Annotated in this window: 24 protein-coding genes; 3 read left to right on the top strand and 21 right to left on the bottom strand. The window is 48.2% G+C overall.

From position 1 onward, the window contains the following. Positions 1-3: 3 nt before the first annotated feature. From KNQ08_RS01845 to KNQ08_RS01810, 8 genes are all read right to left on the bottom strand, one after another. Complete coding sequence (locus tag KNQ08_RS01845; protein ID WP_023467693.1) at positions 4-1,731, bottom strand: ATP-binding protein; 1,728 nt, start codon at positions 1,729-1,731, stop codon at positions 4-6. A 2-nt stretch (positions 1,732-1,733) separates the two neighbouring features. Then, a complete protein-coding gene (locus KNQ08_RS01840; protein ID WP_023467692.1) occupies positions 1,734-2,450 on the bottom strand; it encodes a response regulator transcription factor in 717 nt (238 codons plus the stop codon). 171 nt (positions 2,451-2,621) lie between these two features. Next, on the bottom strand, positions 2,622-3,788 hold the full coding sequence (ccsB, locus tag KNQ08_RS01835) for a c-type cytochrome biogenesis protein CcsB (RefSeq protein WP_029341189.1): 1,167 nt from the start codon (positions 3,786-3,788) through the stop codon (positions 2,622-2,624). After that, entirely contained in the window at positions 3,785-5,332 is a 1,548-nt protein-coding gene (gene resB / locus KNQ08_RS01830; RefSeq protein WP_149427015.1) for a cytochrome c biogenesis protein ResB, read from the bottom strand. Before resB ends, ccsB begins: the two co-directional genes overlap by 4 nt. 22 nt (positions 5,333-5,354) lie before the next feature. Continuing rightward, positions 5,355-5,945 (bottom strand): thiol-disulfide oxidoreductase ResA, encoded by a 591-nt coding sequence (gene resA, locus KNQ08_RS01825; protein WP_023467689.1) that lies wholly within the window; start codon positions 5,943-5,945, stop codon positions 5,355-5,357. Between the two features lie 126 nt (positions 5,946-6,071). After that, positions 6,072-6,833, bottom strand: a complete 762-nt coding sequence (locus KNQ08_RS01820; protein WP_023467688.1) for a pseudouridine synthase — start codon at positions 6,831-6,833, stop codon at positions 6,072-6,074. Then, on the bottom strand, positions 6,833-7,405 hold the full coding sequence (gene scpB / locus KNQ08_RS01815; protein WP_023467687.1) for an SMC-Scp complex subunit ScpB: 573 nt from the start codon (positions 7,403-7,405) through the stop codon (positions 6,833-6,835). The genes KNQ08_RS01820 and scpB overlap by 1 nt, the downstream gene beginning before the upstream one ends. Then, a complete protein-coding gene (locus tag KNQ08_RS01810; protein ID WP_023467686.1) occupies positions 7,395-8,150 on the bottom strand; it encodes a segregation/condensation protein A in 756 nt (251 codons plus the stop codon). The genes scpB and KNQ08_RS01810 overlap by 11 nt, the downstream gene beginning before the upstream one ends. A gap of 92 nt (positions 8,151-8,242) precedes the next feature. On the opposite strand from KNQ08_RS01810, the gene KNQ08_RS01805 reads away from it, so the two are divergent. Continuing rightward, positions 8,243-8,707, top strand: coding sequence for a DUF309 domain-containing protein (locus tag KNQ08_RS01805; RefSeq protein WP_133208018.1), 465 nt, complete (start codon positions 8,243-8,245; stop codon positions 8,705-8,707). A 17-nt stretch (positions 8,708-8,724) separates the two neighbouring features. On the opposite strand, the gene KNQ08_RS01800 is transcribed toward KNQ08_RS01805, so the two are convergent. From KNQ08_RS01800 to KNQ08_RS01750, 11 genes are all read right to left on the bottom strand, one after another. Further along, positions 8,725-9,072 carry a GNAT family N-acetyltransferase gene (locus KNQ08_RS01800; RefSeq protein WP_023467684.1) on the bottom strand — a complete coding sequence of 116 codons (348 nt, stop codon included), beginning with the start codon at positions 9,070-9,072 and terminating at the stop codon, positions 8,725-8,727. A gap of 151 nt (positions 9,073-9,223) precedes the next feature. Next, on the bottom strand, positions 9,224-9,751 hold the full coding sequence (locus tag KNQ08_RS01795) for a type 1 glutamine amidotransferase domain-containing protein (RefSeq protein WP_035398198.1): 528 nt from the start codon (positions 9,749-9,751) through the stop codon (positions 9,224-9,226). 97 nt (positions 9,752-9,848) lie between these two features. Further along, complete coding sequence (locus tag KNQ08_RS01790; RefSeq protein WP_149427014.1) at positions 9,849-10,286, bottom strand: peptidylprolyl isomerase; 438 nt, start codon at positions 10,284-10,286, stop codon at positions 9,849-9,851. Positions 10,287-10,389: 103 nt separating this feature from the next. Further along, positions 10,390-11,394, bottom strand: a complete 1,005-nt coding sequence (locus KNQ08_RS01785) for a S66 family peptidase (protein ID WP_214804448.1) — start codon at positions 11,392-11,394, stop codon at positions 10,390-10,392. A gap of 83 nt (positions 11,395-11,477) precedes the next feature. After that, positions 11,478-12,122, bottom strand: coding sequence for a hypothetical protein (locus tag KNQ08_RS01780; RefSeq protein ID WP_214804446.1), 645 nt, complete (start codon positions 12,120-12,122; stop codon positions 11,478-11,480). Between the two features lie 93 nt (positions 12,123-12,215). After that, the gene (locus tag KNQ08_RS01775; protein WP_055967087.1) at positions 12,216-13,517 is read right to left on the bottom strand and encodes a pyrimidine-nucleoside phosphorylase; all 1,302 of its coding nucleotides are present in this window, start codon (positions 13,515-13,517) and stop codon (positions 12,216-12,218) included. A 47-nt stretch (positions 13,518-13,564) separates the two neighbouring features. Further along, positions 13,565-14,377, bottom strand: a complete 813-nt coding sequence (locus KNQ08_RS01770) for a purine-nucleoside phosphorylase (protein WP_029341181.1) — start codon at positions 14,375-14,377, stop codon at positions 13,565-13,567. 18 nt (positions 14,378-14,395) lie between these two features. After that, a complete protein-coding gene (gene deoB, locus KNQ08_RS01765) occupies positions 14,396-15,568 on the bottom strand; it encodes a phosphopentomutase (RefSeq protein WP_055967084.1) in 1,173 nt (390 codons plus the stop codon). Between the two features lie 118 nt (positions 15,569-15,686). Next, positions 15,687-16,571, bottom strand: a complete 885-nt coding sequence (gene xerD / locus KNQ08_RS01760; RefSeq protein WP_214805671.1) for a site-specific tyrosine recombinase XerD — start codon at positions 16,569-16,571, stop codon at positions 15,687-15,689. Positions 16,572-16,696: 125 nt separating this feature from the next. After that, positions 16,697-17,179, bottom strand: coding sequence for a ferric iron uptake transcriptional regulator (gene fur / locus KNQ08_RS01755; RefSeq protein WP_023467675.1), 483 nt, complete (start codon positions 17,177-17,179; stop codon positions 16,697-16,699). A gap of 101 nt (positions 17,180-17,280) precedes the next feature. Beyond that, positions 17,281-17,811, bottom strand: a complete 531-nt coding sequence (locus tag KNQ08_RS01750; RefSeq protein WP_023467674.1) for an NUDIX domain-containing protein — start codon at positions 17,809-17,811, stop codon at positions 17,281-17,283. A gap of 168 nt (positions 17,812-17,979) precedes the next feature. Between KNQ08_RS01750 and KNQ08_RS01745 the strand changes: the two genes are divergently transcribed. Beyond that, positions 17,980-18,834 (top strand): aldo/keto reductase, encoded by an 855-nt coding sequence (locus KNQ08_RS01745; protein WP_023467673.1) that lies wholly within the window; start codon positions 17,980-17,982, stop codon positions 18,832-18,834. A 67-nt stretch (positions 18,835-18,901) separates the two neighbouring features. Beyond that, entirely contained in the window at positions 18,902-19,561 is a 660-nt protein-coding gene (locus tag KNQ08_RS01740; RefSeq protein ID WP_023467672.1) for a type 1 glutamine amidotransferase domain-containing protein, read from the top strand. 63 nt (positions 19,562-19,624) lie between these two features. On the opposite strand, the gene KNQ08_RS01735 is transcribed toward KNQ08_RS01740, so the two are convergent. Both KNQ08_RS01735 and KNQ08_RS01730 read right to left on the bottom strand, forming a co-directional pair. Next, entirely contained in the window at positions 19,625-20,242 is a 618-nt protein-coding gene (locus KNQ08_RS01735; protein WP_149427010.1) for a hypothetical protein, read from the bottom strand. Between the two features lie 80 nt (positions 20,243-20,322). After that, positions 20,323-20,859, bottom strand: coding sequence for a PadR family transcriptional regulator (locus KNQ08_RS01730; RefSeq protein ID WP_023467670.1), 537 nt, complete (start codon positions 20,857-20,859; stop codon positions 20,323-20,325). Positions 20,860-20,938: the final 79 nt, after the last annotated feature.

Here is a 20,938-nt window from a genome sequence, read left to right as displayed (position 1 = left end):
GACTCATAATGTTCGCTTCCCTTGTTTTTTCGGTAATCGGATCCGGAAGGTCGCTCCCTCTCCCAAGCGGCTGTCGACTTCGACTTCACCACCATGAGCTCGGACGACATTCGCCACGATCGCAAGACCGATTCCTGTACCCGTCTTGCCACGTGTCCGCGCTTTATCCGCTTTATAAAAACGGTCAAAGACGAACGGTAGATCTTCTTCTGGAATTCCGTCACCCGAATCAATGACGGATAATGTAATGTTTTCCCTATCTTCGTCAATCTTAATCTTGATTTCACCGTTCTCCGTATAACGCAGGGCGTTACCGAGGAGGTTCGTCAAGACTTGCTCCATTTGATCAGGGTCTGCTTCAAACGCGATGTTCGGACCAGAAACCGAGAAGGTAACCTGTTTATCACGTCCCATCTGTTTGAACTTCTTGATCACCCGCTTTGCAAAAGGTATTGCTTCGACGGATTCAATCCGTAACTCCTGATATCCCGCTTCCATTCGCGCAAGATCAAGAAGATCGTTAACAAGTCTCGACAGTCTTTGGGACTCGTCGTAGATGATCGATGCGAATTCTTTCGTCGCCTCGTCACTTTCGGTCATGCCATCGACAATCGCTTCTGAGTACCCTTGCAACATGACGAGTGGCGTCCGTAATTCATGACTGACGTTCGCGACGAAATCAGCACGCATCTTCTCGAGCTGCTGCGCTTCCGTCATATCACGCAGGACAGCGACCGCTCCGATTTGTTCTTCTTGTTCGAGTAACGGACTGACGATGATGATGTAGAAGCGTCCCTCTCGTTCGAAGGAGACCGTCATCTCCGTCTCTTCACGCATGACCGTCTGGAATAATTCAATCAGTTCATCCGGTACGGGAGAACCTGCCAAAAAGGCTTCAGCTGGTGGATTCGTCGCGAGGAGCTCACCTGATTTCGAGAACGTCAGCACGCCATCTGCCATACAGCGCAGAATCGAGGAGAGTAAATGCCGCTCCTTGTCGAGATCCGTGACATATTGATTGAGTTGACTACTCATTTCATTGAACGCAAGCGCTAAGTCACCGATCTCATCACGCGAACGTTGCGTCAGGCTCTGATCAAACTTTCCTTCACCGGCCTCAACGACAGCTTGACGAATCGTCCGCAGTGGTGCCGTGATTCGTGTTGAGAGGAAGAAGGCAAAGACGGTCGTCCCGATAATCGCTAACAGGACACAGAGCTGAATGATTTGACGTGCTCCCTCATTCGCCTGTTCGATGTTCGTCAATTGCTCGATCAAGTAGATCGTTCCGTTGCCACTATCCGTAATGAGCGGTGCCCGATACGCGAGTGCTGCTTTTCCATCGAAGGTCTCATAGTTGCCGATCGCCGTCTCGCCTTCTTCACCATCAATTGCTTTCCAGTTCTGACGTTCGAGTTCCTTGATGATCCGGTTTGCCTTCGCTTGTGAGATATTCGCTTCGACGGAATCATCCTGCGTCTTTGCGATCAGTGTCGCGCCATAGATATCCGTGATTTCGACCGCAGTACTCGACCCTTCCTCGATGCCGGAGTGCGCCTGAAAGACGGTCTCGACTTGTTGACCGAGCTTTGCTAGGTGCCCCCGTTCCTGTTCGATATGGAACGAGTTGAAAAATTCAAGTAACAAGATCGTCAAGGCGATCAAGACGACCGAAACGAGTAACAGAATCGTTCCCCATAGTTTGATGACAACGCTTTGCAACCATTTCATCGTCAGGTCGGACTATTCTCGAACTTGTATCCGACACCCCAGACCGTCGTGATCATTTGAGCGGCGTTCGGAGACAAACGATTCAGCTTTTCACGAAGACGTTTGACGTGTGTATCGACCGTCCGTAGATCTCCGAAAAATTCATAGTTCCAGACTTCCTTGAGTAATTGTTCCCGCGAGAATACCTTGTCCGTTTGTTTTGCTAAGAAATACAGGAGTTCGTATTCTTTTGGTGTTAAATTAACTTCTTGCGATTCGACCGTCACGCGGTGCGCATCATTGTCGATCGTCAAGTGTGGGAAGACGATGACATCTTTTGTTTTCGCATCCGTGTGGAGGAATTTCGTCGCACTTGCTCGGCGAAGGATCGCTTTGACACGCAAGACGACTTCGCGTGGACTGAATGGTTTGACGATATAATCATCTGCCCCCATCTCAAACCCATGGACGCGGTTCGTCTCTTCGCCTTTTGCCGTCAACATGACGATCGGCGTCGCTTTCGTTTTCCGCAGTTCTTCACAGACTTGCATCCCGTCCATCTTTGGCATCATCAAGTCGAGGAGAATGACATCGTATTCTGTCTCAAGCGCCATTTCAAGCGCCGTCTCTCCATTGTCTGCTTCCTCGATCGTGAAATTTTCCCGCTCCAGATACATCTTCAACAGGCGACGAATCCGTTCTTCATCGTCGACGACTAAAATACGTGCTTCTTCTGACATGCTGTCTCCTCCTATGAACTAAACTCTACTCCTCTATCCTACTACTCTTTTAGTATACTATGAAACGAAAAGAATGGCTTGCTCTGGCTGATTTCTCCGAAAAGGCACACTTCGGTCAGACGCACACGAAAAAGCAGCGGACCGTTTCCAGGTCCGCTGCTTGCTTTTTTCTTATGCGTACGAGTGTAATCCTGCTACGACAAGGTTAACGAAGACAAGGTTGAACATGATGACGGCAAATCCGCCGACACATAACCAAGCTGATTTTTTACCAATCCAACCACGCTGGATGCGCATATGGAGATAAAAGACGTAAAAGAGCATCGTAATGAGTGCCCACACCTCTTTTGGATCCCAGCCCCAGTATCGGCTCCATGCCATTTGCGCCCAGATCATCGCGAAGATCAGACCGCCCAGGATGAAGATTGGAAGACCAATCGCAACAGAACGATAGCTGATCTCATCTGCTGTCTCAAGATCAATCTTACGCGCAATCGGCTTCAAGCTCTCAGCAAGACGCTTGCGAAGAATGACGAAGCGAAGCAAGACGTATAAGACGACGCCACCAATGATCGACCATAAGACCGTATTGACTTTGTTCGCGTTCAAGAAGTTCGGTAATTCGATGACGGCACCTGAACCCGATAAGACTTTTCCGCCTTCAGGACCTGTCAAGACTGGCATCGCGTAGTCATGCGTCATCGTTGCACCGTTTTTCGCAACGTATTCGATCGTCGACGCAGAACCTGTTGCTTTGAACAACAGCCCAACTAAGATGTAACCGACGACACATGCGAGTGAGAACATGACGACTTCGAGCCACGTCCGTGTTTTCGATTCCTTACTGAAATCCGTCGCGTGAATCAGATACAGTAATCCCGTCGCGAAGCTGACGGCAAGAATCCCTTCGCCGAGCGCTGCCGTCGTGACGTGGATTTTGAGCCAAACACTTTGTAGTGCTGGGATCAACGGTTGGACTTCATCCGGGAACATCGACGCATAGGCGATGACGAGCAATGCAACTGGCATCGCAACCAAACCGAGGACATTGTTTTTGTAGATGGCATAAACGATCAAGAAACCAAGTACCATCATCATGCCGAAGAATGTCGTGTATTCATATAAGTTCGAAACTGGAACGTGCCCAGCTCCAGCCCAGCGCGTGAAGAAATACCCGAGCTGCGCGAGGAAACCGATGATCGCGAGCGTAAAGGCGATTTTACCAGAACGCGTCGGTCCTTTTTTACCACTCGTCGCTACAGCGAAGAATCCTGTACTGACGAGGTAGACGATGAACGATGTAAGGAGCAGGTTACTGCTCAACTGAAGCAAATTCATTTAGCTTCCCCCTCTTCCCGCAACTTTTGTCGATCCTCAAGTTCTGGTAGACCGACTTCCGTCAACGCGAGATTAGCTTCTTTTTGAAGCCCCAATGCATTTTTGTTCGTAAATCCAGCAATCTGGATCCGACCGTTCTTCTCTTTGAGCCAGAGACGACGGTGTGGCCAGTACATTCCGATCAATAGACCTGCCATGAAGATGATACCACCTGCAAACAGGAACGGTAGCGTCAGATCTTTTTTAATCCGGACACCCGAGATGTTCGAGAGTTCTGTACCCGCGAATGCCATTTTGTACTGGTTCTCATCTCCACCGACGTTCAGTTTGATCCCAATCAAACTCCGTTCACCTTTCGGATGTTCCGGTGACTTGATACTAAAGACGAAGGCTGGATTGACCGGACGTCCCGAGTTCGTCGTTGGCTGACCATCTTTGACGACGAAGTCCGGAAGGAAGTCCTTCAGTTCGACTTCATACCCATCTTTTAAAGCATATGTTTCTTTCGGATCACGCAAGTCGACTTTGATCGTATCGACGACTTTGTCCGTCTTCTGGTTGACGATATTAAACGACATCGTCTTGAATTCCGGATCTGCCGCGTACTGTTCCTGGAAGACTTGATAATCATCGAATTCGAATGGGCGGTTGACTGCCGTCTCACCTGACTTGATTTCTTCAAGATCCGGTTTGAAATCGGACGTTTCGCCGACTTTCTTGTACAGCGTCATCTTCGTATCATAGTTCTTCGGTACGTTTCCGCCTGCTGCTTCAAGTGATTTCTTGAACTTCTCATCGACCTTCTCAGGATCATAGAACTCGATGTTGAACGCTTCATTTTTCAAGTAGTACTGATTGTCCGTCGCCTCGATCGGCAACGTCTCCCCTTCGCGGAGCCAAAGCAATTCATCTTCGTGCATCCCTGGTACGACTCGAAGCATCGCACCACCGAAGAATAAGACGAGTCCGATATGATTGATGTATGGACCCCATCGTCCGAAACGTTGCTTTTCCGCTAAGAGTGCCCCGTCTTGTCGACGGACTTTATAGCCTTTTTTCTCAAGCAACGGTGCGATCGCATCGATTTTTTTAACATCGCCAGTCGCTTCCGCGCCAAATCGCTGACCGTTCATGAAACGGTCCGACTGGATGACCGGTTGTTTCTTCAGTGCTCTGTAGAGCGGGAAGAATCGGTCAATCGACACGATGATGATCGAGAGTAATAAAAGCGTGATCAATCCGATATACCACCATGATTCAAATAGATTGTGGAATCCTAACGTATAGTAGATGTCACCTGCCGTGCCGTATTCTTTTTGATAAAACTCTTCCGGTGGTGTTGCCTGTGGAATATACATCTCTTGCGGGAAGATCGTTCCGACCCCACTCGCGATGATGATCAAGGCAATCAACCATAACCCGACCTTGACGGACGAGAAGAACGTCCATGCCCGGTCGATCCAAGATGGATTTTTACGTTTCGATCGAAGCTCCGCTTCTTCGTAACGCATGTCCAGTTGTTTGAAATCTTCTTGCTCCTGCATCCTTAAATCCCCCTTCGATGCGTTACTCGTTCGCCTTCTTCACCATCTCTTCGAGCTTCGCTTGATCAATCTCACCTTCATATTTCTCGACGACTTCACCTTTTTTATTGATGATGAATGTCACAGGTAAGTTGTAGATCCCGTAAGCCTTCTCGACCGAACTGTTCGTATCCATGAGAATCGGATAGTCCGTTCCGCCAATATCCTTGATGAAGCTTGAGACACGAACTGGTGTTTCACCGACATTGACCGCTACGAAATTGACGCCTTGGTCTTGCATCATCTGATAGTTGTCATTGATCAATGGCATCTCTTTCTTACATGGTTCACAGAATGTTCCCCAGAAATTGAGTAAAAGTCCTTTTCCTTTATACTCGTCCATCGAGTGCTGTTTCTCACCATATAGATCGACGAGTGCGAAACCAGGGGCATCATCGCCTGCCATGACACGACCGTTTTTATCACGTGTCGCTTGATCGACGAATTGCATGATGACGACTGCTCCGGCGAACAAGACAATCGTCATGATCATCAGACGCCAGAAGGAGCGTTTCTTCTTTTTTTGCTGGGCCGCTGCTAAGCGTTCTTCCGGATTTTGTTTCGTTTTTTTCATATTTTACCGCCTCCACCCATATTGTACTTGAAATCGCTTTACCGTTGACAAAATGTGAAATTCGTTAATCGTTTTGTCACAAAAAAAGAAAACTCAACCCGGAGGATGAGCTTCTCGCTTTACAAATTAACGTTTTTTTGTGTTCTTACGTCTTTTCGTAGGTGGAGCGGCTGGATCCGCTAGCTCACGCAATTGATTGACTTCTTTTTTTGAAAGTTCACGCCACTCGCCAGAAGTAAGACCTGCCAGTGTCAAGAAACCGAACTGTTCACGTTTCAACTTCAAGACTTCCGAACCGAGTGTCTCGACCATTTGACGGACTTGACGGTTATGTCCCTCGTAGATGACCATTTCAAGAATCGCTGTATTTTTCTTCTTATCGATATCGCGCATCTCGACACGTGCTTTACCTGTCTTGAAACCATCCGGTAAGACGACACCTTTTTCAAGACCTTTGACGTGGAAGTATTCTGGTACACCTTTGATTTTGACGATGTAACGCTTCGGTACCTTATATTTCGGGTGAAGCAAGAGGTTCGAGAATTCACCGTCATTCGTCATTAAAAGAAGACCGCTCGTATTGTAGTCGAGTCGACCGACTGGGAAGACACGGTGTCCGGGTGGTACGAGATCAACGACCGTCTTACGTCCTTTATCGTCCTCAACCGTCGAGACGACACCTGTTGGTTTATAGAGCATGTAGTAGACGTGTTCTTCCCGCTCGAGCTTCACGCCGTCTACTTCGACTTCGGCACGTGCTCCGACTTTCGTCCCAAGCTCCGTAATGACTTTTCCATTGACCTTGACGCGACCTGCTGTGATCAATTCCTCTGCTTTACGCCGCGAAGCGACACCTGCTTGTGCGATGATTTTTTGTAACCGTTCCATTAATTCACTCTCTCCTCTAATGAAGGATCATTCCGGAAGAAGAGATCTCCATCCGATTCGAACGTTTCTTCGAACTCGAGTGGCGGCAACTCTTCAATACTGTTCAGACCAAAATGGTCCAGGAAATGATCCGTCGTTTTATACAATTTTGCGCGACCGACGCCTTTAGCGCGTCCCGCCTCTTCAATCAAACCTTTTGCACTTAACGTATGGATGACACGCTCCGTCTTCACACCACGAACGACTTCGATGTCAGCACGTGTGACGGGTTGCTTGTATGCGATGATGACGAGTGTCTCCATCGCTGCTCGAGACAAGGAATCTTCTGCGAGCGAACCGGCATATGCCTGAATATATGGCGACATCTCTTTTCGTGTCACCATCTTAAAGACACCACCCGACTCCACGATTTGCAACACACGCTGCTCTGCTTCGAATGTCGTTTGAAGAGCCAGCAACTGTTCACGTGCTGCCGCTTCACTGATCTCTAGCGCTTGACTGAGACCACGCGGATCGATCCCATCGTCTCCGACGACGAATAACAGGCTCTCAATGATTTGTTCATACGCCAATCTGACTCTCCTCCTTCACCATGCTCCGCAATAGGATATCATCGGTCATCTGTTCACAATCAATGACCCGTTGCTTCACGAGCTCAAGAACAGCGAGGAAGCTGACGACTAGTTCTTCGACCGTCGGTTGCTCCGCAAAAAAACCGAAGAATGTCGTACGCTCACGGGTCGCGACGTACCGGGCAACAGACTCCATCTGTTGCTCGAGTGAACGTTCTTCCCGTTTGACCGTCTTCGAACGGCGTACCTTCCAGGCTTCCCGTTGGCGCATTTTTTCGTAAGCACGTAATAAATCACTCAGTGATAACGTACCGTTATACTCTTGTGCATCCGTGTCGAGATAACGCATCAAATCCTCTGGTTGTTTCGAGAACAGCTCAAGGCGTGCCTCTTCCTTTTCTTTCAGGACGAGTGCTGCTTCCTTGTACGCTTTATACTCGATCAACTGTTGAATCAGACCTTCTCGCGTCGGTTCTTCCTCGAAATCGGGAATCTCATCGTATTCCGTCTGTTCGATCGGCAAGAGTTGTTTGCTTTTCAGTTGCAACAGCGTCGCTGCCATGACAAGATATTCACTAGCAACATCTAGTTCAAGATGCTGCATCGCACGGATATAGGACACATATTGATCCGTCACCATGGAAACGGATATATCATAAATATCGATTTCTAATTTACCAACCAAGTGTAACAGCAAGTCCAGCGGGCCTTCAAACGCATCCATCTTTACACTGTATGATTCCATGATTCTCCCTGCCCATCAACGTTTTTTGCGCCTTAGTATACCATACAACTGGTGGGTTCGACTATGTTATATTCCAAGGAAGAGGTGATTCCATGAATCCGATTGAACGATTCGTATTTGAATTCAACATCCGGCACGATTACTTCGAGTGCCATGAAATCTTAGAGGAAGTCTGGCAAGAAGGACAACGCCAGGACGAGGCGCTTGTCGGTCTGATCCAGCTGGCCGTCGCCCGCTATCATCACCGCCGCGGCAATACGACTGGGGCACAGCGGACATATGCGAAAGCATTCGATAAAATCGAACGCCACCGGGCAACACTGATTGCGTCCGGGATCGACGTCTCATATTTGCTCGATCATCGCGACCATTTTACGGATAAAGTCTATCGGCACATCCCGTTACCTGTCTTCCCGGACGTCATCCGAACCGTCGCACTTGAAGCGACAGCACCTGATCTCGACTATGTGACGCATAAACACCGTTTGCGCGATCGTACGGATGTCGTCACGGCACGACAAGAAGCGCTACAAAACCGAAGAGACCGGTCCATCTAAGCCATGGACCGGTCTTTTTATTGATTTTTCCATTTGTCGACGAGGCGTTGCGTCTCTTCGGTCGCACCCGTAATATCCGTTCGAAGAAGCTTGGCTGCTTCATCGAGTAGGAGATACGACATCCGTTCTCCACGGAACGATGGTGATAATGCGATATGTTTCAATTCAGCATGGCCATCCATTAATTGAAACCCGATGACACCGACGAAATCCTCATCTTGTTTGTACAAATACAAGCGTTGGTCTTCTTCCTGTTCATAGGCTTGAACCGTTTCAAGCAAATACTTCGGATCCTTCACTTCGCACGAAAAGGCGATCAGCCCCATCGCGGTCCGTTCATTCAACTTCTTATATTTTACTAGCATGTGATTCTACACCTTCCTAATTTCAACAACTCTCAGGAGCATGAACGACTGAGACTCATTCATTCTACACCTTCTCACACAGAATTACTGCATTTTTTTCATAATCCATGAAAATGCAGGAGACTGTCACGTGACGTCCCCTGCATCTGAATCACGCTTGTTCTTCCATCACTTGGATGAAGGCACGCATGTAGTCCGGTAGATCGGGCGGACGACGACTCGAGACGATATGTCCGTCGACGACGACTGCTTCATCATGCCAAATTGCACCCGCATTCGTCATGTCATCCTTGATTCCTGGCGTACTCGTGACGTTGACACCTTTTAAGATGCCGGCAGAGATCAGCACCCAACCAGCGTGGCAGATTTGACCGATCGGTTGTTTGTTCTGGTCAAAATGACGCACCATGTTCAGAACAGAGTCAAAGCGGCGTAATAGATCGGGCGACCAACCACCTGGAACAAGAATCGCATCGTATTCTGCTGGATTGATCTCATCGAACGTCTTATTCGATTTGATTGGGACACCGTACTTCCCGATATATGTTTCATCCGCTTTCTCACCGACGATGTCGACGATTGCGCCTTCTTCACGTAAGCGATGGACTGGATACCATAATTCTAAATCCTCGAAGTCATTGCTGACGACTTGGATGATTCGTTTTCCTTCTAAACGCATGACAAACACTCCTTTTCGAGTTGAGTTCCCTTACTGATTGTACCCGGTTCTGAAAAAAGAAAAACTCCTCTTCGAACGTTCGAAGAGGAGCAAGAACTTACGCTTCGACGCGGATTTCTTTAATGCCAGCGCCTTGCTTCATTTTTTGTGCATGTTCGAGACCTGAAGTCACTTGTCCGAAGACCGTGTGTACGCCGTCGAGGTGCGGTTGTGGCTCGTGTACGATGAAGAACTGGCTCGATCCTGTGTTACGACCAGCGTGTGCCATCGAAAGTGAACCCGCTTTGTGTTTGTGTGGGTATGATGTTGACGTTTCACAAGGAATCGTTTTTCCTGAACCGCCTGTACCGTTTCCGATTGGGCATCCGCCTTGTGAGACGAAGCCTGGGATGACACGGTGGAAGTTCAATCCATCGTAGAAGTTCGAGTTCGCAAGGTTTTCGAAGTTTTCAGTCGTGATCGGTGCTTCATTGTTGAACAATTCGAATTCGATTTTATTTCCATCTTCTAATAAGATATGACCAGTTTTTTGCATGTTTGACCAACCTTTCGTGCTTTTCAGCAGGAGATTCGTCACGATTCAAGATCGTGATTCCATGGTACAGTGTACCAAATTTCAAGGCGTCGTGCAGACCTTTTTACTCGACGGCTGCCTCTAAAATATCGAGTGTCACCGAATCCGTTGCTTCGACACGAATCCGAATTCCATTCGCGAGTGTCGTGACAGGATCCGTATGCCCGAAGTCCGCATCGAGAATGATCGGGAAATCATAGCCCCGCGTCGCGCGCAGAATGATGTCTTTGAGCGGGAAGTCCGGATCAAAATCGACTTTGCGCGGGAAGCGTCCGACGACGAGTGCCGCAATCTTGTCATACGCACCCATGTGTCGCAATTGCGTGAAATACCGGTCAATCGTTTCAGGTGTCTCACTTTCGTCATCCTCAAGCATCAAGACGACACCGTCAAACAATGGCAAGTAAGGTGTTCCGGCAAGCAGTAAAAGTGTTCCCGTGTTCCCCGTCAGAATCGGACCTTCTGCGACGCCGGTCTTAACGATCGTGTATCCTGCGTTCACTTGATGTTCTCGTCTTCGGTCGTCTGCGACATCCCAGCGTAAAACCTCATCCGTCCATTCTTCAGACGCTTCGATCCGACCGATCGGCTCCGTCTGCATGAACGTACGATTGAACGATTCTTCTGTATATGGATCAAGACCATCGAATTGACCGAACTGCGTCAGCAGTGCGGGTCCGACGAACGTCGTCAATCCTGTCTTCTGATAGATGCCAGCAAACAGTGCTGTGATATCACTGTAACCTACGAAGATCTTCGGATTGTTCCGAATCAATTCATAATCAAGTTCGTCGAGCAACTGGTGCGAGTTAAATCCACCGATCGTCGAGATGATCGCTTTGATCGACGGATCAGCGAACGCCATATGTAAATCTTGCAGCCGTTCCCCGATCGTTCCTGCCGTATGACTATGAACAGCCGTTGCGTTCGGCATTAAGACGACCTCGAAGCCCATTTTTTCAAGTGTTGCGATACCGCGGGCGAGACGACGCGGTACGTATGCTGCGACAGCAGACGCCGGCGAGACGATGGCAATCTTATCCCCTTTTTGTAAGCGTGGTGGTTTCATGAGAGTTCCCCCTTTTTCATTACAAGTATTTCCAGTATAACAAATCGAAGAGGAACCGCGTACTCTCATTTTTTCCATCCATCTTACAGCTTCACGAAGAGCGAATCTCCGTTCTCAAGCAATTCTCCTTTTTCCGAAACATAATCGACCTTGACTGTCATATGTTGAAGAATCTTTTGTTCGCGCAACGACTTTGCCCACGCTGTGACCTGCGCTTTATCCTGTTCGTGTCGCTTGCGTGGAACGTCCACTAAGAGCGTCGGGGCGACTTCCTTCCGTAAATAAGCCTTTGAATCAAAACGCGCGTCACCTAGCTGCTGTATTTTATCGTTGTCATAAAGTACGGTCACGCTCAATTGATTGTTCAGTTGTTCGAGAGTCGGCGACGGGATCCGTCGCTCTAACCGATCTTCCCAAAGTGACGCATGATACGAGTCAACGAACCTCCCCGACTCCTCTTGTTGATAGACGAAAAACTCAGTATTCGTTTTTTCGTCTATCGCGCGTGCGGCATATTCAAATGGAAAATTGCCCATGTTGTCGTAAAGACTACCGGTCACCTTCGCTTCCGGAAGATGCTGTTCTAAGTAAGTTTTTGCTTTCCGCTGTACTTCAGTCTCTTTCGTTCCATCCGAGTTCATATCCTGTGTAAAAGCGAAAGTCATCAATAAGGCACTACCTCCGATGACTCCAACTAGACTGGCAATCCCGATTATCCAACGTTTCATATGCTCCCCTCCCATATTTTTACACTTACAATTTTATCATAAAAAAAGAGTAGCGGACGACGTCCACTACTCAAGTATTGCTGATTGGATTGCTTACTGGATAACAGCGTGAACGAGCGGGCGTTCTGCCGGTTTCGTTTCACTGATATGGTACGCGTGATCCATTTTTTCGATTGCTTGATCGAGTGTTTCTTTGTTTGAACGAAGTGTTGCGATGACATCGCCGACTTCGACACGGTCGCCGACTTTCTTGTGCAACGTAACGCTTGCTGCGTGATCGATCTCATCTGCTTTCGTCGCGCGTCCTGCACCGAGGATCATTGCTGCAACACCGACTTCGTCAGCGATGATTTCAGAGACATAACCTGCTTTTGAAGCGACGAATGTTTTTTCGTATTTCGTTTCAAGTGCTTTTGTCATGTCGTCAACGAGAGACGCGTCGCCACCTTGAGCTGCGATGAACTTTTTAAAGACGTCAAGTGCTGCTCCGTTACCGAGACGTGTTTCGAGATCCGCATATGCTTCGTCAAACGTCGGGTAGAAATCACCGAGGACTGCCATGTGTGATGCAATCGTTAAGGCGATGACTTTCAAGTCACGGACATCTTTCCCTTGAAGGACTTCAATCGCTTCCTTGACTTCGTTTGCGTTTCCGATTTCAAAGCCGAGCGGCTGATCCATGTCCGTAATGACAGCAACCGTCTTACGGTTGACACTCTTACCGATCGAAACCATCTCTGTCGCAAGTGCTTTTGCATCTTCGAATGATTTCATGAAGGCACCAGAACCCGTCTTGACGTCGAGTACGATGCTGTCTGCTCCTGCTGCAATCTTCTTCGACATGATCGAACTTGCGATCAATGGGATCGAGTTGACCGTCGCCGTGACGTCACGAAGGGCGTAGAGTTTTTTGTCTGCAGGAGTTAGGTTACCCGTTTGACCGATGATTGCCATCTTAATGTCGTTGACTTGTGAGACGAACGCTTCTTCTGAAAGCTCGACGTCAAAACCAGGGAACGCTTCGAGTTTGTCGATAGTTCCACCTGTATGACCGAGTCCACGACCGCTCATCTTCGCAACCGGAATACCGATTGACGCAACGAGTGGTGCGACGATCAGACTGATCTTGTCACCAACACCGCCTGTCGAGTGTTTATCGACTTTTTTCCCGTGGATACGTGAAAGGTCGATCACGTCGCCCGAGTTGACCATCGCCATCGTCAAATCAGCGATTTCACGATCTGACATTCCTTGATAGAAAATCGCCATCGACATCGCTGACATTTGGTAATCTGGAATCTCACCATTCGTGAATCCTTCTACCATTGCTTGAATATCAGCTGTTGCGAGTTCGCCACCGTCTCGTTTTGTTGCAATCAAATCTACCATACGCATAATCTAGTTCCTCCTCAGGAGTGGTTTGTGAGTTTTATAAACAGTCGTTACATTTTTTTGATCGAACCGCGAACGAGTGATAGGAAGTGTGCCCGGACACGTTCTGTCGTTTCGATGACTTCATCATGATGTAACGGTTGGTCGAGAATACCTGCTGCCATGTTCGAGACACATGAGATCCCAAGGACTCGCATATCGGAATGACGGGCAACGATGACTTCTGGGACCGTCGACATACCGACGACGTCGCCACCGAGCATCCGTGCCATCTTGACTTCTGCTGGCGTCTCATACGTTGGACCAGTGTTTCCGAAGTAGACACCTTGACGGACACGAATTCCGAGTTCATCTGCTGTTTCTTGTGCAAGACGAAGTAATTCCGCATCATACGGCTTCGACATATCCGGGAAACGTGGTCCCATCTCATCAACGTTCTTCCCGATCAATGGGTTCGTACCGAAGAAGTTGATGTGATCTGTGATCAACATCAAATCACCTGGTTCGAACGCTTCGTTACAAGCACCCGCTGCGTTCGTGACGATCAATGTCTCAACACCGATCGCTTTCATGACACGGACTGGGAACGTGACCATGTCCATCGAATATCCTTCGTAGAAGTGGAATCGCCCTTGCATCGCAACGACTTGTTTCCCTTCAAGAGTACCGAAGACGAGTTGTCCCGCGTGTCCTTCGACCGTTGATACTGGGAAGTTCGGGATTTCATGATATGGAATCGCGATCGGGTTTTCGATCTCATCCGCAAGGACACCCAGTCCTGAACCGAGAATCAATCCGATCTCCGGTTTTGCCTGCATCTTGCTTTCTAAAAACGAACGTGTTTCATTCCAGTTGACTGTCATCTGAATCGCTCCCTCGAATTATAGTTCTGTTAAAAAGCTTGTTCCATGTGCCGGCATCTTGACGGCGAAGTTTTCTGCGACCGTCGCTCCAAGATCAGCGAACGTTTCACGGATACCGAGCGGTTTTGCAACACCATTTTTATGGTAGGCAAGCAATGGTACGTATTCCCGTGTATGGTCAGTCCCAGCATGAACCGGATCGTTTCCGTGGTCAGCCGTGATGATCAAGAGATCGTCTTCGTTTAAGCGAGCAAACACTTCCGGAAGACGCGCATCGAACTCTTCGAGTGCTTGTCCGTAGCCTTGCGGATCACGACGGTGTCCGAACAACGCATCGAAATCGACAAGGTTTAAGAAGCAAAGTCCGTTGAAATCACGATCGAGTTGTTTCACGAGCTGATCCATCCCGTCCATGTTCGACTTCGTCCGGATTGCATCCGTGACGCCTTCTCCATCGTAGATATCAGCAATCTTACCGAGTGAGATGACATCGAGTCCTGCCGTCTCGAGTTCGTTCATGACCGTCCGGTCGAATGGTTTAAGCGCATAGTCGTGACGGTTCGCTGTCCGGACCCACGCTCCTGCTTCACCAAGGAATGGACGTGCGATGATACGACCGAGCATGTACGGGTCATCCCGTGTGATATCACGTGCGTATTCACAAATCCGGTACAATTCTTCTAATGGCACGACTTCTTCGTGTGCTGCGATTTGAAGGACAGAGTCTGCCGACGTATAGACGATCAAGGCGCCTGTCTCGACATGTTCTTGTCCGAGTTCGTCGAGAATTTCCGTACCAGAAGCCGGTTTGTTCCCAATGATCTTCCGACCCGAGAACTCTTCTAGGCGATGAATCAAATCATCCGGGAATTTTTCGAAGACACGGAATGGTGTATCGATCCGGAGTCCCATGATCTCCCAATGCCCTGTCATCGTATCTTTCCCTGCAGATACTTCTTGCATTTTTCCATATGCTGCAAGCGGTGCTTCTTCAGCTGAGATACCTTCGATCGGTTCGATATGCGAGAGACCGAGTTTTGCCATGTTCGGCATGTTGAGTCCGTTGCGTTCACGCGCGATGTGACCGAGCGTATGCGAACCAAGATCTCCGAACTGTTCAGCGTCCGGTGCTTCTCCGATTCCTACGGAGTCCATGACGATCAAAAATACACGTTTAAATGATTGAGCCATTTGCTGTTCCTCCTATATACGAGCTGTAGTTGTGCGATTCCCGTTACGATTTTTCCCGGAAAGGGACTAGACAAAACGCATCATTTGTCTGAAGTCAGACCTTTAAAAGATAGAACCATCATGCCCGTGGATGATGTTTCTTATACACGTCGTGAAGTCGTGATTTGTTAACGTGTGTATACATTTGTGTCGTCGACAAATCAGCGTGTCCTAGCATTTCTTGTACGACGCGTAAATCAGCACCATTTTCAAGTAGATGGGTCGCGAACGAATGGCGCAGGACGTGCGGTGTGATCTCTTTTTCAATACCCGCTTCCTTTGCCCGTCGCTTGATCATCTTCCAAAACCCTTGCCGTGACAAACGATCACCGCGACTGTTCAAGAAGACATCGTCCGTCTGTTGACCACCGAGACTATTGCGCGCGAGGTCAAGATATGTCCTGACACTTTCAATCGATGTCTTACTCATCGGGATGATCCGGGATTTGTTCCCTTTCCCAAGACACGACAGATACCCGAGTTCGAGTTGCAAATCGTTCAACTTCAGTTGGAGCAGTTCGCTGACGCGCATGCCTGTTCCATAGAGAAGCTCAAGCATTGCTGCATCTCGTCGTGTAAGCGGATCGACACCGACGACCGAATCAAGCAAGCGTTCGACGTCCGTTTGACTCCAGACGACGGGCAACTTTTTCTCCGGTTTCGGTAAATCAAGATGACGAGACGGATCATGTGTTACCAGTCTCTCTTCGACCAAATATTGATGGAACGAACGGATCGAGCTCGTCGCCCGGCGAACCGTCGATCGTGACTTTCGTGCTTCAAGCAATCGTTCAATATGGTCGACGATATGATGTCGGTGAACCTGTTCGAACGAGGAAACTTCCGCTGTTTCAAGCGTCTGTAAGTATTGATTTAAATCATTTCGATACGCAGCTGCCGTATTCGCGGACATTTGCCGTTCAATCACTAAATAATTGATAAATGCTTCCAGTTGTTCACGCACTGAACTCATCCTCTTCGTTTACGAAATCGCTTACTTTCCCATCATATCAAAGGTGTAAACCGTTGTGAAGAGGTCTGACCTATAAAAATTGAAAAAGAAAAACCATCCGAAATTTCGTCGGACGGTCAGACTGTTTGTGTTTGCGATTGTTCCAACGCTTCCCGAGCATGACGCTCTTGGCAGACACGGCAGACGCCATGGAATGTCAGGCGATGATCCTTGATTTTAAAGTGGAATCGGGACACGATTTCTTTCTCTACTTCTTCTAGCATATCGTCTAAAATCTCTTCGACGGATCCGCATTCGATACAGACGAGATGGTGATGCGAATGACTCGCACCTTCTTGTCGTAAATCAAACCGGGATACGCCATCTCCGAAGTTGACCTTATCGACGACTTCAAGCTCCGTCAATAATTCGAGCGTCCGGTAAACCGTCGCAAGTCCGATGTCGGAGTTCTTTTCTTTTACAAGGAGAAAGACATTTTCGGCACTGAGGTGATCCGACTCGTGTTCGAGCAGGACACGCACAGTCGCTTCACGTTGGGGAGTCAGCTTATATCCTTTACCGCTTAGCTGTTTTTTGATGCGTTCTACACGACTTTCCATCATAACGCCCCCTTTGTTCGAACTGATGCTATTATCATAGCTGATAATCAGTCTTTTTTCAAATTAAAATGATTATCAACTGAAAATCATTTAAATGAGAATCATTTTAAAGTACGAATTTGCCAATGCTGGATCGCCATGATCGTTTTCGCGTCAACGATCGTTCCGTTTGCAACGAGTTCGAGTGCTTCTTCGAGCTTCAATGTCTTATTCTCAAGGAACTCATCCTCATCGAGTTGACGATCACCGGCAGTCAGACCAATCGCTTCATAGATATGTACACGCTCACTGCAGAAACCAGGCGCACCGTAAAAATCAAAGACATGTCGTAACTCTTTCGCGACGTATCCTGTTTCTTCCTTTAATTCGCGTCCGGCACAATCAAGTGGATCTTCGCCTTTCTCGAGTTTTCCTGCTGGAATCTCGATCGATAGACTCTCGAACGCCTTCCGGTACTGTTCCACGACGATCAAATCACCTTGTTCATCAAAAGCAATGATCGCGACGGCACCATTATGATAGACCAATTCACGGACCGAGGTATTGCCGTTCGGTAACGTGACGACATGTTTCTCGACATCAAAGACTTTTCCTTCATAGATCACTTCACGTTCAATCGTTTTTTCTTCCATCGGATGTGTTCCCCTCTTCTATCTTAGTTTACGTTCTCTGTCATGATTAGTATGCCGTTTCCGACGTATTGCCGCAAGACTTCGAAATCGTCTTTTTCATCAGATATGATACACTAGAATGCAGAAGTTCCAAACTTATAGTTCATCTAAGAAAAGAGGGAATTGAACATGTCATTAGGATTAGGTACGATGACGATCTTAAAGCGCGGCCAGGAGGAAGCAACAGCAATCCTGCGGACGGCACTTGATGCTGGAATCACGCACTTCGATACAGCGGACGTCTATGCGAACGGAGCGGTCGAATCCATCATCGGTCAAACCTTCTCACAAGAGGATCGCAGTCGATTGTTCCTCGCCTCAAAAGGTGGGAATCGGATGAACGCGACCGGAACCGGTTGGACATGGGATCCGAGTTATGACTATCTGAAGCAAGCTTGTCTTGAAAGTTTGAATCGTCTTGAAACACCTTATCTCGACCTGTATTACGTCCACGGCGGCACGATCGATGATGACATCGATGCGTCGATCCGCGCAATGGAAGATTTAAAAGCAGAGGGAAAGATCAAGGAATATGGTCTGTCGTCACTGCGCCCGAATGTCATCGAATATTGGCTCGAGCATAGTAATTTCTCTTACTTGATGACGCCTTATTCGTTGCTCGATCGCCGCATCGAAGAGTTGTTGCCACGCTTAAAAGAGAAAAACATCCAAGTCGTTGCCCGTGGTCCACTGGCAAAAGGACTCTTGACACATGAGAGTGCTTCACGCCTGCAGTCGGTTGATCGGTTCGAACAATTCGATAAGGAAACGCTTGAGGCGAGTCTACAAAAACTTCAAGATTTCCCGCTTCCTGCGCTTGCGTTGCAAGCCATCGATCAACAGGTCGACATCGTCCTTCCTGGTGCGTCGAGCGTGTCACAGCTTCAGGCAAACGTCCAAGCGATGAAAGAGTCGATCTCACAAGCTCAAATCGATCAGGCACTTGCTACACTACCGGTTCATCACTATACGGAACACCGGTGAGGTTTAACTCTTCATATCTCCGGGAAACTCCTTCTTTGTAACGTTCATACAGAGGAGGAGTTTTATTATGGCTCGTATTTTAATCGTATCAACAAGTGCAGATGACATGAATGGTCACAAAACAGGATTATGGTTCGAAGAGTTCGCAGCACCATACAACCTGTTTAAGGATGCAGGACATGACGTGACGGTCACTTCGATCAAAGGTGGCGACGTCCCGATCGATAAAGCATCGATCGTTAAAGAAATCTTGCCGAAATTCCAAGATGCACGCCGTGCGTTGCACGACACGAAAGCACTCTCGGAGGTCGATCCAGCATCATTTGATGCCGTTTACTTCCCAGGTGGTCACGGTGCAGTCGTCGACTTCCCGAATAACCCACAAGTGGCTGGTGCCATTGAAGCTGTCATCAAAAAAGATGGCGTCGTCGCATCGGTCTGTCACGGTCCAGCAGCGTTCGCACACGTCATGATCGATGGCAAACCTTTCGTTTCAGGTCGTCAAATCAACGGCTTCACAGACGAAGAAGAAAAATCGACAGGTCTCGAAGATAAAGTACCATTCTTGCTTGAGACGACACTTCGTGGCGAAGGCGCTACTTTCCTCACATCGGATGCCGGTAAGGAATTCGCCGTCATCGATGGCAACGTCGTCACAGGACAAAACCCAGCGTCAAGTGAAGCAGTCGCAAAACTAGTCCTCGCGAAACTGGCGACACAAGCGTAATAGATAGTATTCATACAAAATGGAGCACGCGACATCATGTCGCGTGCTCCATTTTTTCATACGTTATAGACGGTGAATTGAATCCAATCGTTCGAGGTCAGCTTCTGTCTCACGTGTTTTTTGTTCGAGTCGCTTTAACTCGTCCTCGAGTTGTTGCTGTTGGGCTTGCAATGCAGATCGTTCTTCCTCCGTATAGGAACGTGCTACTTCTTTTTCTTTGAGGTACCACCATTTTTTGACTTTTTTAGGTGGCGGTCCGAGTTCAATCTGTTGCTCGTGTTGTTTGACCTCATCTATTTGTTCAGCATGCGCCAATTGAAGCTGCTTCAATTCCGCCTCATAAGTAGCTTGTCTAGCTTCAAGAATTGGTGTGAGGTACGCGAGGATATGCGCAGTAAAGTCTCGCTCGACGACCCGTCGTAACACATCTCGCCGAAGGGAAGCTTCCGAATGACCTGAGGCATTCTCCCAAACGATTGAATCCGCTCGTTCTAGAATCTCCTCTTCTTCTGCTTCTCCGAGCCAACGTAATTTCAGCAATAATGGTTCAAGGAGTGCTTCTTCTACATACGCCGTAAATTGCGAATACGAGATCGCTTCTCGTATCAGCGGTTCTTCATGTAAGCGAAATAATGCTTCCGCCTCTTCCTCAATCCAGTCTTCATAGTCATTAAAGTACATCGATTCTCTCCTTACTAAATCCTATTACAAAATAAAACTGGCTCGAATCCGCCATCTACATGACAGTCGAGCCAATTTTGTTAGACGTTTGCTTCGTTCTTTTTGATTTCCGCGATTGCCCAGTCACACCAATCCAAGTAATTCAACATCATACGCAAGCCGTACTCACTCGTCAAGGTCTCCCCTAGTGTTGCACCGTTCTCGAGGTGGTCGTGACGCCAACTATGCATCATCTCGACGGCAAATTGATGGTGCCGCTTCGACTCTTCCAAATAAGCAACGGCTTCCTCTGGTGGGAGCAGATGCAAGAGCGACACCCGCATCAAGTTCTCATCCTTCATCTTCGGTTTGAATTCATTTGGTGTCCGTAACCATTCAACGAGCTCCGTACGCCCTTTATCGGTAATCGAATAGACTTTCTTGTCCGGTAAGTCTTCTTGGACGATATGGACACTCGTCACGAGCTCTGCCTCTTCCATTTTCAACAACTCTCGGTATATTTGAGTATGATGTGCGGTCCAGAAGTGGATCATCTGTTTTTTGAAAGTCGCGCTTAAATCGTAACCGGTCGCTTCCCCTTGGGTCAGCAGCCCGAGTAGTGCAAATCGTAATGCCACTGGCTGCACCTTCTTTCCTTCTTTTGTATATATACTTAATTATCTCAAATATATCTTAATTTCGCTACTCTTGCGTCGA

Source organism: Exiguobacterium sp. s46, assembly GCF_018618875.1.
Taxonomy (GTDB): domain Bacteria; phylum Bacillota; class Bacilli; order Exiguobacteriales; family Exiguobacteriaceae; genus Exiguobacterium_A; species Exiguobacterium_A abrahamii.
This window is presented reverse-complemented; position numbering and strand designations above follow the sequence as displayed.